This window comes from Brevibacillus sp. AG162 (assembly GCF_006715575.1).
Classification (GTDB): domain Bacteria; phylum Bacillota; class Bacilli; order Brevibacillales; family Brevibacillaceae; genus Brevibacillus; species Brevibacillus brevis.
Window position 1 is genome coordinate 737,647 of sequence record NZ_VFNO01000001.1, and the last position, 16,672, is coordinate 754,318.

Below are 16,672 nucleotides of genomic sequence, written 5' to 3' on the forward strand. Positions count from 1 at the left end.
GAGGAATATATTGAGTGGAAACGTTCTGAACCAGATAACATGACGGTCCTGGAAGCGTGGGAAAGGAAGGAGCTACATAATAGAACACGGCCAAAGAAATAAGCTCCTTTGGCCGTTCAGAAGTAGTTAGTTAGTGTTTATTCTGAAGACGACGAGAAATTCCATCTAGTTTATGGATGATAGAAAATAATTGCTCGGAAGTAGTATCTAATTGTTCAGCGGAAACAGTTGATAATGAGACCTGTTGATCGATTTTAAGTAATTGATTGTTAATGTTCTGTAGAGATTGATAAATGTCTTTAGATGAGGCATTTGATTTATCGGCTAATTTACGTACTTCATTAGCAACAACGGTAAAGCCACGTCCGTGCTCTCCAGCTCTAGCAGCTTCAATCGCTGCATTAAGGCCTAGAAGATTTGTTTGTGTAGAAACATCTGCTACGAAGCCGCTGAGTTTCTCAATCTCCTCATTCTGCTCCTTTAACACATTCATGGAATGAGCGATTTCACCATTGTATTCGTATAGTTTGGTTGCGGAGTCGGTGAAGACGGAAGAGATTCTTAGCGCTTCCTGGGTTGTAGCTGTCAATTCGGCTGCCATTTGCTCCATACTGTGGCGGTAGCTTACATTTTCACGCATCGTGTCACCGATATACTGTTCAAGAATAATTGCAGAATCAAAAAAAACTCTTTTGATAAGAGCCTGATAAAATGCAGTTGAGTTTTCTAGCGATTGAATTCTTTCTGAAAAAAGACGTAAATATAGTGAGTATCCACCCAAAAACCAAGAAGCTGACAATCCAATTCTCGCATGGGTTGTTCCGATTCGTTTTCGGCTGTTTACATATTCTTCATCAATAACATGAGAAGAAAGTGTTTCGATATACCAAATCTGCATGTTCTTTAATTGGTCCATTGTTACATTTGTGCGAATCAATTGATCCAAGTTAGAATGTGTTTCCAATTCTTCATAAAAACAATCTACGATTTCTTTTGAATGAGTGGTGAAGAATTCTTTGTGTGAATACAAGAGGTCTAAGTCTTCTTTTGTTAGGCCGTAGAACACCCTAAGTGAATTCCATTCATTATCCAGTGCAATCATGATACCAACCCCTATTTTCTTTATATGTAATGTAAAACTCTTTCAGATTCTAACAAAAATAAAATCTAAATAAAAATAAAATGTTAAATAAAAATGAAATATTTATGAAATTTATACTGATATGCTAAATATGACATGATGAAGAAACATGTATCCCTGCAAGTAAGAACATGGAAGAAGGTACTATATGTATGGGAGAGAAAGTACTAAAGCAGATGGCAAGAAGATAGAAAATCATTTCTATGCGATTCATTGAGGAGGGGCTTTATGGCAATGGCAGCTACACCAAAGCGTCCTAAAAGGGATGAGTTTGAATTAGAGAATTGGGGGATTGAGCCCTTGGAAGCAAAAGATGACGGAGCTGAAAGGTCGTTGACTGTATAGGGTATGGCCGAGAAATTAGGCGGGCAGATCACAGAACTTGACTCGCGTACGAGGCTAGTTCATTTAGAGGATAATGGAGCAATCAGGAAGCTTCCTTTCCTGGACATAATGAAAGTTACGTATGAGTAAAAGAAAATGGGTCTTGTCCTTTTAGCTTTATGCCTAAAGGATCGGACCAGTTGCTATCTTCTAATTAGATTTCTCTCCATTCACTTTAATTTGCGTAATCATATTCTGTTACAACTGAAATGGGCGTGATTCAGTATAGTTACTGTGGGGAGTAAAGTCGCTAATCATTGAGGAGATAGGATAGTAACCGCGACAACGGTGACAACAAAATTGACAACGCGCATAACCTGCCCGACACAATTCCTTGGGGGTGTTTCTTCGGATGTGTTGTTCAGAAAATTCGAAAATCAAGGTTGATTTTAGACAAACACTGACTTATGATTACTTGCAAAAACGAGGTGAAACAAAATGAGTTCATCACGCCAAACGGGGGTGTTTATTTATCCGTGGGATATAGCCGAGAGTGGTATCGAAGCTGTGATGCAAACCTTGCAAACAGCCAGATGTAACACAGCGGTGGTCAATAGCAGCTACCATCAGGGGAGATTTTTTCACCCGCGAAGCAAAACGTTTCGCAGGCTGCCGTTTTCAGGAGTATCGTTTACGCCTGAATGGTCGAAGTACAACCGTTTGCGACCGACCGTACACGAGCAAGTCGCACAAGCAGGCATTCTTGCCAAAATGAAAGAAGCTTGTAAACAGACAGGGATGGGGTTTCATACTTGGTGGGTTGGCCTTCACAATTCTACGCTTGGTTTGGCTCATCCAGATCTTTGTGTTCAAAACATTTGGGGGGATACATACACATACGCATTATGTCCATCGCAGCCTGAGGTTCAGCACTACGCCAAGGCGCTTTTTACCGATACGCTGGAGCAGGTGAAGCCAGAGCGGATTTTGATCGAAGCGACCGCCTTTTTGCCGATGAAGCATGGCGAGCATCATGAAGTATGCCTCTTACCGTTAGGAGAATCACTGCAATGGTTACTCTCGCTCTGTTTTTGCGGGGCATGTACGGAGCGTGCCGAATCGAAGCGAATCGATGTGGGAGCAGTCCGACAGCTTGTATCGAGGCTAGTCAGTCAGATGGTGGAAGCTGATTCTCTTTCGCAAGTATCCGCAGAAGCGAGAGAGATTGCCTTTTTACTGCTGGAATACCCGGAATTGTATCACTATCAGCAATCCCGTCTGGAAATGGTAGATCAGTTATGGAGGAGCTTGAAGGAGATCGCGCAGAGTATGGGGACTGCGTTGGATGGCTTTCCGTCCTCGACACCGTTTTTTGTGAATCAGTCTTATTGGGAAGGGGTTTCGTTGCGAAAAGCAGTGGCTACATTGGATCGTCTTGTTCCGCTCGCCTATGGAGACAGTGTCGGTGATGTGGCGTATGCGTTCCATGCAACCAAGCTTGTTGCCCCAGAAGCTGCGCTGGGGGCAGCTTTCTCCCTGCATCATAGCCAAATCCAGTCAGCAGTCGAGTTGGCAGCGAGGGTGAAAACCGCGGTGGACGCAGGTGCTCAATCGATTACCTATTACAATCTCGGACTGTTAAATAACCGCAGGCTGGACTGGATCAAACAGGCGAACCTTGCAGTTGAGGAGTGGAGATAGCATTTTTCATTCGCATGGCGTATGCCCACATGTAACAAGACCCACGGAACTTCCCGGGTCTTTTTTTCAAGGGTGAAACGGATGGACTGGAAAATCATACTACAGTCCGACGCGCTTTCATAAAAAATGGTATGATTGTCATAGCGAAGAGGAAAACAGTTTGGTTCAGATTCTATTTGACCGGCAAATTAATCCTGCTTACAATAATATGATCGTTACCGTTTATGTAAAAATCGTCGAGTCTTTTTTCTTGAACAGCAGTTCTTGTCAAAAAGGGCGAAGACGTAAGGAAGGGAACAAAGGCGTGATTGTTACGACAGGACTTGAGCCTGGTGAAGAAACCTTGCGTCACGCAGCTGAATTGGCTAGTACATTGGGGCTACAAGTTGTGAATCGACGCGATTTTTCATTGGGTCAAATGCGCAAGCGATATGGGGTAGAAGAAGTATTGGTGGTTTCCGCTCTCGGAGCACGTCTGGAAGTGCCGGGGAAAAAACCATTCTTTTTTCATCCGAACACATCTGCTTTTCGTATAAAGCGGCTCATGCGCGGCGATACTGATACTATGCTTGTTGCTTGCCAAATTCAACCAGGGGATGAAGTGCTGGACGCAACCTTGGGTTTAGGTGCTGATGCTATTGTATTTTCTCATGCGACTGGGGCAAATGGGAAAGTTGTTGGCATCGAATCTGAGCGATTGCTAGCCATCTTGGTAGAAGATGGACTGCGGCACTGGTCATCCGATGCGGAAGAACTGGAGCAGGCCATGCGTCGTATTGAGGTGCGATGTGGCAACCATCTAGAAGTACTGAGAGGACTGCCTGCACGTTCCTTCGACGTCGTTTATTTCGATCCCATGTTCGAAATAACTGTACAAAGCTCGTCGGGAATTGCCGGAGTCCGTGAGCTCGCCAATCCAGATGCTCTTTCAGAGGAGGCTGTATTGGAAGCGCAGCGAGTTGCGAGAAAACGTGTGGTAATGAAAGAAGGAAAAGAAGGTAGGATGTACGAGCGCTTTGGTTTTACGCCGTTTCGCTCCCGCGGCCAGCAGGTCGTGTACAGCTACAAAGAGATAGGTGGAGGGGAGTGACCTTGCAACAGAGAGAAAGGCTAGTCGTGATTATTGGCCCAACAGCGGTCGGCAAAACCCAGCTTAGCTTGGAGCTGGCCGAACAGTTCGACGGTGAGATCATTTCCGGAGATTCCATGCAAGTATACCGTGGAATGGATATTGGCACCGCAAAAGCAGAACCTGAGGAGCTTGCGAGCATACCGCATCACCTCATTGATATTAAAAATCCAGACGAAGAATACTCTGTCGCGATGTTTCAGGAAAGTGCCGCAGCGTTGATTACAGACATCAACCAACGTGGCAAACTTCCGTTTATCGTTGGCGGAACAGGTCTGTACATAGAATCGGTTACCCATCGATTTCAGTTTTCCACCACTTCTCAAGACCCTGAGCTGCGTGATCGACTGCAAAGATTGGCTGACAGCGAAGGCGTGGAAGCACTTCACGCCAGACTGGCCGATGTCGATCCGATTACAGCCGAACGCTTGCATCCCAATGATGTAAAACGGGTGATTCGCGCACTGGAGATTTATGAAAGCAGCGGGTACAAAATGTCCGACTTTCAACTGCGGGCGCAGCATTCACCCTATGATTTGGTGATGATTGGTCTCACGATGGACCGCGCAAAGCTGTATGAACGAATCAACCACCGGGTCGAACTCATGATCGAAGCGGGACTGGTTGAAGAAGTGAGGGGGCTCTTGGATGCTGGCTACGACGCGTCACTGGTCTCCATGCAAGGTTTGGGGTACAAGGAGCTCATTCCTTATCTGTATGGAGAAATCACGCTAGAAAAAGCGGTGAACGACATACAGCAGCGAACCCGACATTTTGCCAAACGCCAGCTTTCCTGGTTCCGTCGCATGGAAGAAATTCAATGGTTTGACATGACTGATCCGGCCGAACAGAGGAATAACGTGGAAACTATCAAGCGAATATTGGCAGGAAAGTTTCAACAATTGCCGAATATATAACATACAAGTCCTTTTAGGGGGTAGTGTACATGAAACAGACGATCAACATTCAAGATACGTTCTTGAATCATTTGCGGAAAGAAAACATCGCGGTTACCATTTACCTTGTGAACGGATTTCAATTGCGCGGGTATATTAAAGCATTCGATAATTTCACGATTGTGATTGATAGCGAAGGCAAGCAACAATTAGTATACAAGCATGCGATCTCCACTTTCACTCCGCAACGCCCTGTATCGCTCATGTCTCAGGAGAACAACCAACAGTAAGCGAAGCAACACCAACAGCCAGGATACATGTGATCCTGGTTCTTTTTTTATTAAACGCAAAAAGCATCAATAAAAAGCCCTGTCGCCGTTGAAGCGAACAGGGCTTTCACATTAGTCCATGCAATGGTTATCTGTGTAAATTTGGAACGTGATGCCGAACTTGTCCTTCACATTGCCGTATGCTGGGCTGAAGAATGTTTCTTGCAGTGGCATAAGCACTTGACCGCCTTCTTGCAGGGCATCAAAAATCTTATGAGATTGTTCTTTATCATCGGTAGAGATGCAGATGGTCACTTGATCACCAAGCTGATGCGGTTGTCCTGGAAAGGTATCGGAAAACATCAGTTCCGTTTCACCGACGCGAATAGTAGCATGTCCGATACGATTCTTGGCTTCTTCAGGTAATGGGAACTCTGGATTTTCCGGCATTTCACCGAAGGTTTGCTTATACAGCACTTCAGCACCTAGAGCTTTCTCGTAAAAGCTAATTGCTTCACTTGCAGTACCATTCAAAACGATGTAAGGAATCAAACGCAATGCCATCAGTCAACATCTCCCTTGGTTTTCATATGACCAACTTGTCAAGCCCACTTACTATTATTACCTATAATGTGATTGTAATGCACAGAACGTATGTTTGCAAGCAGAAAAGTGATCAGGAAGCTGATGAACTCCGACGAACCATGACTACGTAGCAGACAATGGCGCCGATCGTAGAAAGAGCAATAATGATCCCCATTGGTACTGCGGTATGTTCGCCGCTGATTCCCACAAGTGGGGCGACAATTCCGCCACTAATGAAGGAAAGTAGCCCCTGGAGAGCAGATGCACTTCCTGCCGCCTTGCTTTGATTTTGCATAGCGAGGGAAAATCCTGTTGCGCCGACAATCCCTACACTAGATACGACAAAGAAAAGGGGAACGAGCACAGCAATAAGACCAGCTTGTAGGAGGATCATCGCGAGAAGGAGGATTCCGCCGACTCCCGCAATCAATATTCCAGCAATGAACAAAGAAGTTTCTTTCACTTTACCTGCAAGCTTACCTGTGATTTGACTCGCAATAATAATGCCTACACCATTAATCGCGAAAATGAGACTAAACGTTTGTGGAGACACTTCAAATATTTTTTGAAAGACAAAGGGCGAACCGGCGATGTACGCAAACATAGCAGCAGTCACAAGTCCCTGCGCCATGGCGTAACCCATAAAAACGCGATCCTTCAGCAAGGTACCAAAGGTCGTCAGAGTATTGCCGATTCCCGCCTTGGAGCGGCGCTCTTGTGGCAATGTTTCTGAAAGAGCAAGCAGCACGACGAGAAACATGATCGCACCAATGAGACCGAGTACGACAAATACACCGTGCCAGGTAGTAAATTGGAGGATTTGTCCCCCTACGATAGGTGCCGCGATCGGAGCAATCCCGTTAATGAGCATCAAGAGGGCGAAAAACTTCGTCAGCTCTGTCCCCGCGTACAAATCCCGAACGGTAGCCCGGGCGATAACAATTCCAGCAGAACCAGCAAGACCTTGTACGAAGCGAAGCAAGACGAACGTATAAATAGAGGGAGCCACCGCACACAAAAAGGAAGAGATCGCATACAAAATGAGTCCGATAATCAAAGGGATTCTTCGACCGCGTACGTCGCTGATCGGCCCCGCGAACAATTGACCAATGGACAGACCGAGCATGCATGCTGTCAAACTGAGTTGGGTCATGGAGGTGCTCGTCTGCAAATCATCGGCAAGCATTGGAAGCGCAGGTAAATACATATCTAGGGATAGTGGACCAAAAGCCGAAAGTGACCCTAAAATCGCAGCCATCCACAGCCGGCGTGACTTGTTGCCGGTTAGGGACGTGGAATCAAGTTCTTTTGCTAGATTATTCACGATAAGTTGTCAAACCTTTCTCATTATTTTTCAGAGTAGAAGCTTTTTACAACTCTGAAGTGGGTTGCGTATTTTGCAAGTAAAAAGCTTGGAGGTTGCTGTGCATGCGATCGAGTAATCCACGCAATACATCCTTTTCTTCCTCTGAGAATCCGATGAAGCAATTTTCCTCAATGACGCGTAATACTTCTTTGACGTGCATGGTAGCCATCCGACCTTTGTCGGTAAGATAAACGCGGGAGATACGTTGGTCCCGTTCATCTGCTCTGCGCTCGACAAGTCCCGATTTGGCCATCCGATTAATCATGACAGTAAGCGTAGCGGGCTTTACCCCGATTTTTCGGGCCAATTCTCTCTGAATCATTCCATCTTTTTCAATCAAGCGCATCAACAGAATGGGCTGTCCGGGATAGACGTCGTATTTTTGAATCAGAAATTCTACATTTTGCCGATGCATTTTCATTACATGCGACGCAGAATGGGTTAATGCGGTTGCATAACTGAACTCCACCAAAGTACCCCCAATTAATTAGTTTGCTAATGAATATTTTGTTAAAGACGTCCGTAAGTTTATGCCTTGTCCTATTATACAAAAACGATTGGTCCTCGTCATGAAAATGATTTGCATTTACGAGCTTTGGAAGGATACGCTGCATTCTTTGGAGAAGTAATGATGTCCTTGAAAATCGAATGAACAGGTTAGGTGAGATCAAGATGATCCTGAATGAAAAAATAAAAGCGGCAGTCGTACAATTAACAGGGGTAGACGGAGAAGATCTCGGAATCATCTCCACAAAAGAAGCGCTTCAAATGGCAAAGGAACAGGGAGTGGATTTAGTATGTCTGTCTTTGGCTACGAGTCCGCCGCCTTGTCAGTTAGTGAATCGAACGAATTATAAGGAACAGGTCATCAAGGAAAACGCCAAAAACCGGAAAGCAGAAAAAGGCGTAAAAGTAAAAGAAATTCGTTTAAGTGCCTACATCGAAGACCATGATTACGATACGAAAAAAAGACAGGCAGAACGAATTCTTTCATCCGGGGATGCTGTGCAGTTGACTGTCAAGCTGGAGAAAAAGGAAAGTCAGGAAGCCAAGCGATTAATTGAGCATCTCATCAAAGATCTGACTCATTGCGGAAAACAGGATAAAGGGATTCAAGTAAGCGGCAAGCAGGTTGTTGCCAATCTATTGCCACTCTAATGACGAAAAGGGAGTAAGCGCATGCCTTTTACTTTTGCTCATCCGGCTATTGTACTGCCGTTACGAAAATGCAAGTGGTTTTCGTTCTCTGCCCTTGTTTTTGGCAGTATGGCACCGGATTTTGAGTATTTCTTCCGGATGCAGCCATTCAGTGTGTACAGTCACACCATGCTCGGATTGTGGCTGGTTGATTTGCCAATCGCGATCCTATTAGCGTTTTTGTACCAGTATGTGGTGAAAAAGCCGATGCTTGCCCGGTTGCCAGGGTGGATTGGACGAGGGCTAGTCTACACCGACAATGGTAGCAGAATGCCAGCATGGCGAGCGGCAATTGTGTTTATGTACTCCGCGTTACTCGGCAGTTTGAGTCATATCGCATGGGATGCCTTTACCCATGATGGTGGACGTATGGTAGACCACTTCTTGATCTTGCAACAGACCATCTCGATCGCTCATTATAAAGTGCCTGTTTACAAGCTGCTGCAGCACGGTAGTACATTTTTCGGCGGCTTGGCCATATTGTATGTCATTGCACAAAGGGCGCGGAAAAACAGACAGATCGTTCTGAGACAAGTACCTGTCTTGGAAAAATGGTTGTTCTGGTTCGGAGTGGGGTTTTTTGGTATCGCGACGGTCTTTATTCACGCATTCCTGGTAAAAGGAATTTCACCCTTCGTCCATCCTTTGCAGCAAGTGGTCCCGTTTCTCTCAGGATCACTGCTTGGAATCGTAGTGCTCTGCTTCGCATTGGTCAGGCTCAGATTGAAAATATAGGGCAGGTTTACCTCGGTAATAGAATACAAAATCCCTCAATATGAGGGATTTTATTGTTTCTAAATTGAAAAATCCTCAGACTTCAAATTCATTAAATCATCACGGGTTGGGTCGGGAATTTTGAGCAATCGAACGGCTTGCACACGTATTGCCTTTTCAATATTATTTCGTACATATCTTGCATTACTGAAATTCACATGAAATGGATCGCTTGTTACTGTTAGCAGTCTTCTTCTCAGTTTTTCACTTGCTTCTGCAGAGATTCTATACTCCTTGTTCTTTGCCATCAAATTTGCAATATCCATCAGCTCATCTACCTCATAATCAGCAAAGTTGATGTGGACGGGAAAGCGTGAAGGCAGTCCCGGATTTAACTCCAGGAATGTATCCATTTCATCATTGTACCCTGCAATTATACAGACAAAATCATTGCCAAAGTCCTCAAGGCATTTTGTAAGACAGTCTACAGCCTCTTTTCCAAAATCTTTTTCACCACCACGAGCTAATGAGTAGGCCTCATCGATAAAAAGTATTCCCCCCATGGCTTTCTTAACAAGATCACGGGTCTTTTGTGCCGTGTGCCCAATAAATTCACCAACGAGATCTGCACGTTCAACTTCAGTTAGATGGCCCTTCGTTAAAACACCCATTTCTTTAAAGATCTTTCCGAAAAGGCGTGCAATTGTTGTTTTCCCAGTACCCGGATTTCCTTTAAAAACCATATGGAAAACTTGCTTTTCAATTTTTAGCCCGTGTCGTTCCCTTGCTTTATTCATTTTGATGAGCGCATAAATTTCATAAATCGTTTTCTTGGCTTCATGTAAACCAATCAGGCTTTCTAATTCTTCAAAAACAGTTGTTAAATTTGAACTGGACGTGGTACGAACTATTTCAGGTAAAGTATTTAGCTGCTTAACACTTACTGGTCGATTGAATACAACTTGAATTCGATTATTACTACTTGAAGATTCGAGCACCTCAGTTTGAGGAATGGCTCCTGCTTGCTTCACATGTTTCACCTGCCTTGACCATCATACAGAATGTATACTCAGGAACATTGGAAAACCTGCCAATTTTTACGCAAGAGATCGAATTGGACAAGTCGTTGAAGGGGTTGTTGTGAAAGTGATGTTATGTAAGTAGGCGAAATTGCGTAGGGGGCATGATATGGGCAAATACAAGATTGACCAAATACCAAAATGTTACTATTATGGTAATTGGTAATGGGGAGGAGAGTGGAAGTTTTGCGTAAATGTAAAACTATTTTTGCTGCAATTGTAGTAGCTACTTCCATGTCATTAACAAACAGTAGTCCTCTTATTGCGAATGAAAAGGTGAACTCAGCAGACATTGATGACACAATTAGATTTCGAAAGGAAATGGGTCTTGAAGAATTAGAAGAACCGGATTTTTCCAGCGGAGAGTTCAAACTCTCTAAATTTGGTGCCTACTTAACGGTAGAAGAAGAACAAGAACTTGACGAAAGAATCAATCAGCAAAAAGATAAGATTCCATTTATTAAAGATTTTATTGAAGAGAATCTTAAAGAAGAATTTGCTGGGATCTATATCGATCAAAGATCAGGTGGAGTAGTTAATATTGGATTTAAAGCCAATGCTAAAACGAAAGTAGAAAATCATCTTGAAGAATTGAGAGAGTTGTACGAAGAAGACAAGTTAATCATCTATTTTACGGAATACTCAGAGGATGAACTAAACGAAATAGCCGATCATGTTTTTCAAAATGCAGCAAGCCTTGAGAAAAGAGGGTTACCTATCGTTTCTGTCAATGTTGACTTGCCAACTCAAAAAATTAACATTGGAGTAAAGGAAAAGCCATCAGCCAAAAAGGCTGCAAAGCTTCTTATGGCAGAAATAGATGAAAAGGCTGCACGAGATGAAATGGGTTTTGATGCTGACATTTTCAATATCAAGGAAGAAGAAGTCAGAAAAGCTCAGGCTCGTCCAGATGACAAATTCAGACCTATTCAGGCAGGATTAGAAATAAAAAATGATACGGAAAATCGAACTTGTACGTCGGCGTTTTCTGCGCAAAAGAATAATAATTTTTATGTCATAACTGCTGGACACTGCACAGATAATGTTGGAGATAGGTTTGAGCAAGGAGGGGCAAGGTTTGTGTGTATTTCAGGAAGTCAAATGGGAAAAGTGAAATGTGGCACGCTGGAATCTACGAATTGGAGAGGGAGTATAGTAAGCCCCAATGGAGAAACACAATACTTTACTAACATGAGACAAGCTACTTATTCTGAAATAAGCGGAGATAGTGGAGGGCCTATTTTTTATGGGGGAACAGCCATTGGGGTGCATAGTGCTGATACAGGAGTGTATACACATATCAGTAAAATAGAAGATTATTTCAACCTTGATGCAATTTTTACTGAAAATTAAATGGAAAACTAGAAAGGTAAGGTAGGGATTGCAATGAAAAAAGCTTTCACCTTATTTTTAGCCATATTACTCATGTCTGGATGTGCAACTAGTAACAATGAGGTTGAAAGACAAACAATAACTGGATACGTCATTGAAAAAGATACGGAAAAAAAAGGTCTCTTAGTCATAGAAAATGATGAAACTAAGACGAACGACAGTACGAACTATGAAGCAGAGTGGTACTTCCCAAAAGAAGAAGCAGTCTTCCAAGATAGCAAGGGCAATAACATTTCCTTTGATAAAATTGAAGTAGGACAAATGGTATCTACATGGTCAACGACACCTTCCGCGCAGTCATACCCCAGTTCAGCAGAACTCAGTAAACTTGTAATTAATGAAGAAAGCAAAAATCCTATTAATCAAATGGATGAAAAAAAGGCTATTCAACAAGCAATCAATTATTTAAAGAGCAACTATGATAACGGAATCATTATTAAAAGTGCAAATGGACAGAAGGATTATTGGCAGATTAAAGCAACAGATTATGATAATGAAGAAGAAACTATTCTACAAATTAATGCACAAACGGGAGAAGTAAAAGAAGTTTGACTCCCTGTTGCAATACGGAAAAGACCATTACTCGGTAAGGGCAGAGTGATGGTCTTTTTGTTTTTTCAATGCTCCCATTCAAATTTCCACAATATGATATAATCTTCCAAAATAAAGTAACTTTAGCAAACAAGCGGAGGAATAAGATGGAACAAAAGAAATATACGGACGTTGTACGTCTCGGCCATCAAACGACAGAAGGTGTATTTAAAGAAGGGGATTTCATTATCATTCAAGAAAAGCTTGACGGAGCGAATGCAAGCTTTCGATACGATGAAGAAACGAACAGCATCCGGGCATTCTCTCGGAATATGGAATTGCATGAGGAAGAGAATCTGCACGGCTTTTTTCAATGGACACAACAGCTCCCGAAAGAGAAAATCGTGGCGGGCATGGTTTATTTCGGAGAGTGGTTGAATCCGCATAAAATCAAATATCCTCAGTATGAAAAACAATTCTTTTTATTTGATATGTACGATACCGCTGCCTGCGAATATGTGGATTTTACTATCGTGGAAAGGGAAGCACAGCGACTTGGCTTGCAGCTCGTGCCGGTCTTTTATCAGGGGGAATACCAAGGGGAAGAGCATCTCAGATCGTTTGTCGGTAAAACAGCGCTAGGTGGCAAGCTCCGGGATGAAGAAATCGGTGAGGGCATCGTCGTGAAAAATGCCGATTACCGGGATCGTTTTGGACGACAGTTATTTGTCAAAATCGTCACGGATGTATTTAGTGAAGTCAATCGTCAAAAGCCACCGAAAGACCCGAATCAACCGAAATCGGAAGAAGTGTTGTTTGTTGAGCAGTATGTGACGCTCGCCCGTGTGGAGAAGTTTCTCTACAAATTGATTGACGATGGCCTACTGGAAGAGACATTTGGCGTAAAAGACATGGGGGTTATCCTGAAAAATCTGAATCTCCGCATTCATGAAGATCTCCTCAAGGAAGAGGCGGATTCCCTGCGTGATGGATATGATGAGAAGGAACTCCGCAAAGCGATTAGCAAAGTGATTCCGATTTTCGTGAAGGAGATTTTCTCAGAGAAAGAGGCAGGTAATCCATGACAAGTCGATTTTAGTTGGTGTGCCTCGCTGCCGTAACGTTTTGGGCAAAATGTGGTATGATAGTGCATGAAGGGGCGTGAATCGGTGAACGATCTGATCAAAACGAAAGAAACAGCCATACTGATTGGTTGCTATTTAGATAACCGGGATGAAGAAAGAACCCGTCTTTCCATGGAAGAATTACATGAGCTGGCCGATACTGCTGGTGTAGAGGTACTCGACGTCATCACGCAAAATCGGGACCGGGTTGATTCTGCCTGGTATTTGGGGACAGGTAAAATTGATGAAATCGCGCAGCGGGCTGAAGAGCTAGATGTAGACGTCATCATTTTCAACGATGAGTTGTCTCCAAGTCAGACTCGTAATTTGGATAAAGTTTTTGATTGCAAAGTGATTGATCGCACACAGCTTATTTTGGATATTTTCGCAGGGCGTGCACAATCGCGTGAAGGGAAAATCCAGGTAGAGCTGGCGCAGTACAATTACTTGCTGCCGCGGCTTGCCGGGCAAGGGAAACAGCTGTCCCGTCTCGGAGGCGGTATCGGTACGCGTGGTCCGGGTGAAACCAAGCTGGAAAGTGACCGTCGTCATATTCGCAAGCGGATCAGTGAACTCAAGCAGCAATTAGAGGATACCGTTCGGACGAGACAATTGCATCGGGAACGCCGGAAGAAAAACAATGTGTTCCAGATTGCGTTGGTCGGCTATACGAATGCTGGGAAGTCGACGATCCTCAACAAGCTTACGAATGCAAACACATTGCAGGAAGACAAACTGTTTGCCACTTTGGACCCAACGACTAGGCAATTGGAGCTGCCGAGCGGACTGGATGTGCTATTGACAGATACGGTTGGTTTTATTCAAGATTTGCCTACAAGTTTGGTCGCAGCATTCCGGTCAACGCTGGAAGGTGTGAAGGAAGCAGACCTCATCCTGCATGTGGTTGATTGTCATCACCCTGATTTCCAAATACACATGGAAGTCGTAGATAGGATTTTGCGTGAGCTAAAAGCAGAAGAAATTCCGCAGCTAGTTGTTTTCAACAAGGCAGACTTGCTTGCAGAGGGCTCTTACTTGCCGCATGCAGACGAATCGATTTTGATTTCCGCTATGCGGGAAGATGACTTGAAGCGACTGCTCACCAGAATTGAGTCATTTGCCCTGCAATCCTTCAATGAAATGAAGCTGCGGGTACCTGTCGAGCGCGGAGATATTCTCTCCCTGTTGCATCGGGATGGGGTAGAGATGGAACAAGAATTTAATGAAGAGGAAGCGGCCTACTTGATCACCGTCCGTGTGAACAAGGATAATCCGATCTACGGCAGGATTGCTCCTTTCCTCCTGGATAAACCAGAGACTGTTGAAGAGAGTTGGTAAGTAACAGATGTTTTCATATTTTTCCCATGGAGAAAAGCTTCGCCCTCTCGTCATGGAGGTGGAAGCGACGATCTCAGAGAGACATCGTCAAATTTCCGCTTTGGTGGATACGAATCAACTGAAAGTGTTGCGTTCCTTCCAAAAGCACGAGGTTAATGAATTTCATTTTTCCCCATCCACAGGCTATGGCTACGATGATTCTGGACGTGCAACATTAGAATCGATTTATGCCGAAGTGTTCGGTGGAGAAGCGGCTTTGGTTCGCAACCATATCATCTCGGGTACGCATGCAATTGCGATTTCTTTGTTTGGAATCCTTCGCCCGGGCGACGATCTTCTCTATATTACGGGCAAACCGTACGATACGCTTGAAGAAGTAGTAGGAGTGCGTGGCGAAGGGCAAGGCTCACTCAAGGATTACGGCATCGGTTATAGCTACGTGCCTTTGACGCCAGAAGGTGAAATTGATTTTGTGGCAGTCGCACAAGCGATTACGCCAAAGACGAAGGTCATCGGGATTCAACGTTCACGAGGCTATGCAGATCGTCCTTCTTTCACCATTGCGAAAATCAAAGAAATGATTCAGGTTGTAAAAGAAATCAAGCCTGATCTGATCGTATTTGTAGACAATTGCTACGGAGAGTTCACGGAGGAGCAAGAGCCACTGCATGTAGGTGCAGACCTCATGGCAGGCTCCCTCATCAAAAACCCGGGTGGCGGCTTGGTCAAAACAGGCGGTTATATAGTAGGGCGCGGGGATTTGGTTCAGCTTGCTTCGTATCGGATGGCAGCACCGGGAATTGGCGCAGAGGGTGGTGCATCGCTCTATTCACTACTGGAGATGTACCAAGGCCTTTTCTTGGCTCCACACGTCGTGGGAGAAGCTTTAAAAGGAGCGGTATTCTCTTCGGCAATGCTGGAGCGCCTGGGCTTCAAAACAAATCCACTGTGGCATGAGCCGCGTACCGACCTGATTCAATCGGTGGAATTCGGCAGTGCTGAACGACTGATTACGTTTTGCCAAGGGATTCAAAAAGCAGCACCAGTCGATTCACACGTCACTCCGTATCCAAGCGAAATGCCTGGATACGCTGATCCTGTGATTATGGCAGCAGGTACTTTCATTCAAGGGGCGAGTATCGAATTCTCGGCAGATGGTCCGATTCGTCCACCGTACTTGGGCTTCGTTCAAGGCGGGTTGACGTACTCGCACGTAAAAGTGGGGATTTTGACGGCGTTGAACGGAATGCTGGAAAAAGGCTTACTCGAAATACCGGGTGAATAGGATAAAAGCGCAAAAATTGGACGGCATTCTCTGAAGATGGAGGATGTCGTTTTTTTAAGTAAAAAACTGCACATAACTTTCTGTGTAATATTATCTAACATCTATTGACAGGGATTTTGTTATAAAATAGAATAAGACTAAGAAATACGAAACAGGAGGGACAAGTCATGAGTGATGACCTTCGCCGGAATATGGCCCTCTTTCCCATTGGGATCGTCATGAAGCTGACGGATCTCACTGCGAGGCAAATCCGTTATTACGAGCAAAACGACCTGATTCAGCCCGCCCGCACAGAAGGGAAGCAGAGGCTCTTTTCTTTCAACGATGTAGATCGCTTGTTGGAGATCAAGGCTCTGATTGAAAAAGGACTGAATATTGCAGGGATCAAGCAAGTCCTACAAATGCAAGAGCCTGCTATGGAACAAACAGAGATTACCACGACGTCCGAAGAGAAACGTAAGGACATGTCCGACAAAGAGCTGCATCAGCTCCTAAGGCAACAGATTATGTATCGCGATGCCACTCGCCATGGCGAGGGTGCATTGATACGTGGAGAGCTTTCCCGCTTCTTCCACTAGATAGAAAGCCGATATAGAGACAG

At 44.3% G+C, this 16,672-nt stretch carries 17 protein-coding genes; 12 read left to right on the top strand and 5 right to left on the bottom strand.

From position 1 onward, the window contains the following. Positions 1-130: 130 nt before the first annotated feature. Positions 131-1,102 (bottom strand): globin-coupled sensor protein, encoded by a 972-nt coding sequence (locus FB479_RS31155; RefSeq protein WP_142062459.1) that lies wholly within the window; start codon positions 1,100-1,102, stop codon positions 131-133. Positions 1,103-1,963: 861 nt separating this feature from the next. Between FB479_RS31155 and FB479_RS03645 the strand changes: the two genes are divergently transcribed. The 4 genes from FB479_RS03645 (at position 1,964) to hfq (ending at position 5,481) form a co-directional block, all read left to right on the top strand. Next, positions 1,964-3,166 carry an alpha-amylase family protein gene (locus tag FB479_RS03645; RefSeq protein ID WP_142062462.1) on the top strand — a complete coding sequence of 401 codons (1,203 nt, stop codon included), beginning with the start codon at positions 1,964-1,966 and terminating at the stop codon, positions 3,164-3,166. 304 nt (positions 3,167-3,470) lie between these two features. Further along, a complete protein-coding gene (locus FB479_RS03650; protein ID WP_106653562.1) occupies positions 3,471-4,256 on the top strand; it encodes a class I SAM-dependent methyltransferase in 786 nt (261 codons plus the stop codon). Next, positions 4,253-5,212: a tRNA (adenosine(37)-N6)-dimethylallyltransferase MiaA gene (miaA, locus tag FB479_RS03655; RefSeq protein ID WP_142062465.1), complete on the top strand. Its 960-nt coding sequence runs from the start codon at positions 4,253-4,255 to the stop codon at positions 5,210-5,212. Before FB479_RS03650 ends, miaA begins: the two co-directional genes overlap by 4 nt. A gap of 29 nt (positions 5,213-5,241) precedes the next feature. Beyond that, complete coding sequence (gene hfq, locus FB479_RS03660) at positions 5,242-5,481, top strand: RNA chaperone Hfq (RefSeq protein ID WP_007719110.1); 240 nt, start codon at positions 5,242-5,244, stop codon at positions 5,479-5,481. 111 nt (positions 5,482-5,592) lie between these two features. Here the strand turns inward: hfq and FB479_RS03665 are convergent, their stop codons facing one another. The 3 genes from FB479_RS03665 to FB479_RS03675 form a co-directional block, all read right to left on the bottom strand. Beyond that, positions 5,593-6,024, bottom strand: a complete 432-nt coding sequence (locus FB479_RS03665; RefSeq protein ID WP_142062468.1) for a VOC family protein — start codon at positions 6,022-6,024, stop codon at positions 5,593-5,595. Positions 6,025-6,136: 112 nt separating this feature from the next. Beyond that, positions 6,137-7,369 (bottom strand): multidrug effflux MFS transporter, encoded by a 1,233-nt coding sequence (locus FB479_RS03670; protein WP_142062471.1) that lies wholly within the window; start codon positions 7,367-7,369, stop codon positions 6,137-6,139. Between the two features lie 46 nt (positions 7,370-7,415). Further along, a complete protein-coding gene (locus FB479_RS03675) occupies positions 7,416-7,883 on the bottom strand; it encodes a MarR family winged helix-turn-helix transcriptional regulator (protein ID WP_174769407.1) in 468 nt (155 codons plus the stop codon). Between the two features lie 200 nt (positions 7,884-8,083). Here FB479_RS03675 and infC point away from each other — a divergent pair, with 200 nt between their 5' ends. Both infC and FB479_RS03685 read left to right on the top strand, forming a co-directional pair. After that, on the top strand, positions 8,084-8,569 hold the full coding sequence (gene infC, locus FB479_RS03680) for a translation initiation factor IF-3 (RefSeq protein WP_142062474.1): 486 nt from the start codon (positions 8,084-8,086) through the stop codon (positions 8,567-8,569). A gap of 21 nt (positions 8,570-8,590) precedes the next feature. Then, positions 8,591-9,343 carry a DUF4184 family protein gene (locus tag FB479_RS03685; RefSeq protein ID WP_142062477.1) on the top strand — a complete coding sequence of 251 codons (753 nt, stop codon included), beginning with the start codon at positions 8,591-8,593 and terminating at the stop codon, positions 9,341-9,343. Between the two features lie 59 nt (positions 9,344-9,402). On the opposite strand, the gene FB479_RS03690 is transcribed toward FB479_RS03685, so the two are convergent. Beyond that, positions 9,403-10,353, bottom strand: a complete 951-nt coding sequence (locus tag FB479_RS03690; protein ID WP_106653546.1) for an AAA family ATPase — start codon at positions 10,351-10,353, stop codon at positions 9,403-9,405. Between the two features lie 234 nt (positions 10,354-10,587). Between FB479_RS03690 and FB479_RS03695 the strand changes: the two genes are divergently transcribed. From FB479_RS03695 to FB479_RS03720, 6 genes are all read left to right on the top strand, one after another. Continuing rightward, the gene (locus tag FB479_RS03695) at positions 10,588-11,754 is read left to right on the top strand and encodes a chymotrypsin family serine protease (protein ID WP_185746323.1); all 1,167 of its coding nucleotides are present in this window, start codon (positions 10,588-10,590) and stop codon (positions 11,752-11,754) included. Between the two features lie 33 nt (positions 11,755-11,787). Continuing rightward, a complete protein-coding gene (locus FB479_RS03700) occupies positions 11,788-12,345 on the top strand; it encodes a DUF3221 domain-containing protein (protein ID WP_142062483.1) in 558 nt (185 codons plus the stop codon). Positions 12,346-12,491: 146 nt separating this feature from the next. Beyond that, positions 12,492-13,409, top strand: a complete 918-nt coding sequence (locus tag FB479_RS03705) for an RNA ligase family protein (RefSeq protein WP_106656548.1) — start codon at positions 12,492-12,494, stop codon at positions 13,407-13,409. Between the two features lie 84 nt (positions 13,410-13,493). Then, the gene (gene hflX, locus FB479_RS03710; protein WP_106656547.1) at positions 13,494-14,786 is read left to right on the top strand and encodes a GTPase HflX; all 1,293 of its coding nucleotides are present in this window, start codon (positions 13,494-13,496) and stop codon (positions 14,784-14,786) included. 7 nt (positions 14,787-14,793) lie between these two features. After that, a complete protein-coding gene (locus FB479_RS03715; RefSeq protein WP_142062486.1) occupies positions 14,794-16,071 on the top strand; it encodes a methionine gamma-lyase family protein in 1,278 nt (425 codons plus the stop codon). A 167-nt stretch (positions 16,072-16,238) separates the two neighbouring features. Then, positions 16,239-16,649 carry a MerR family transcriptional regulator gene (locus FB479_RS03720; protein WP_015891641.1) on the top strand — a complete coding sequence of 137 codons (411 nt, stop codon included), beginning with the start codon at positions 16,239-16,241 and terminating at the stop codon, positions 16,647-16,649. Positions 16,650-16,672: the final 23 nt, after the last annotated feature.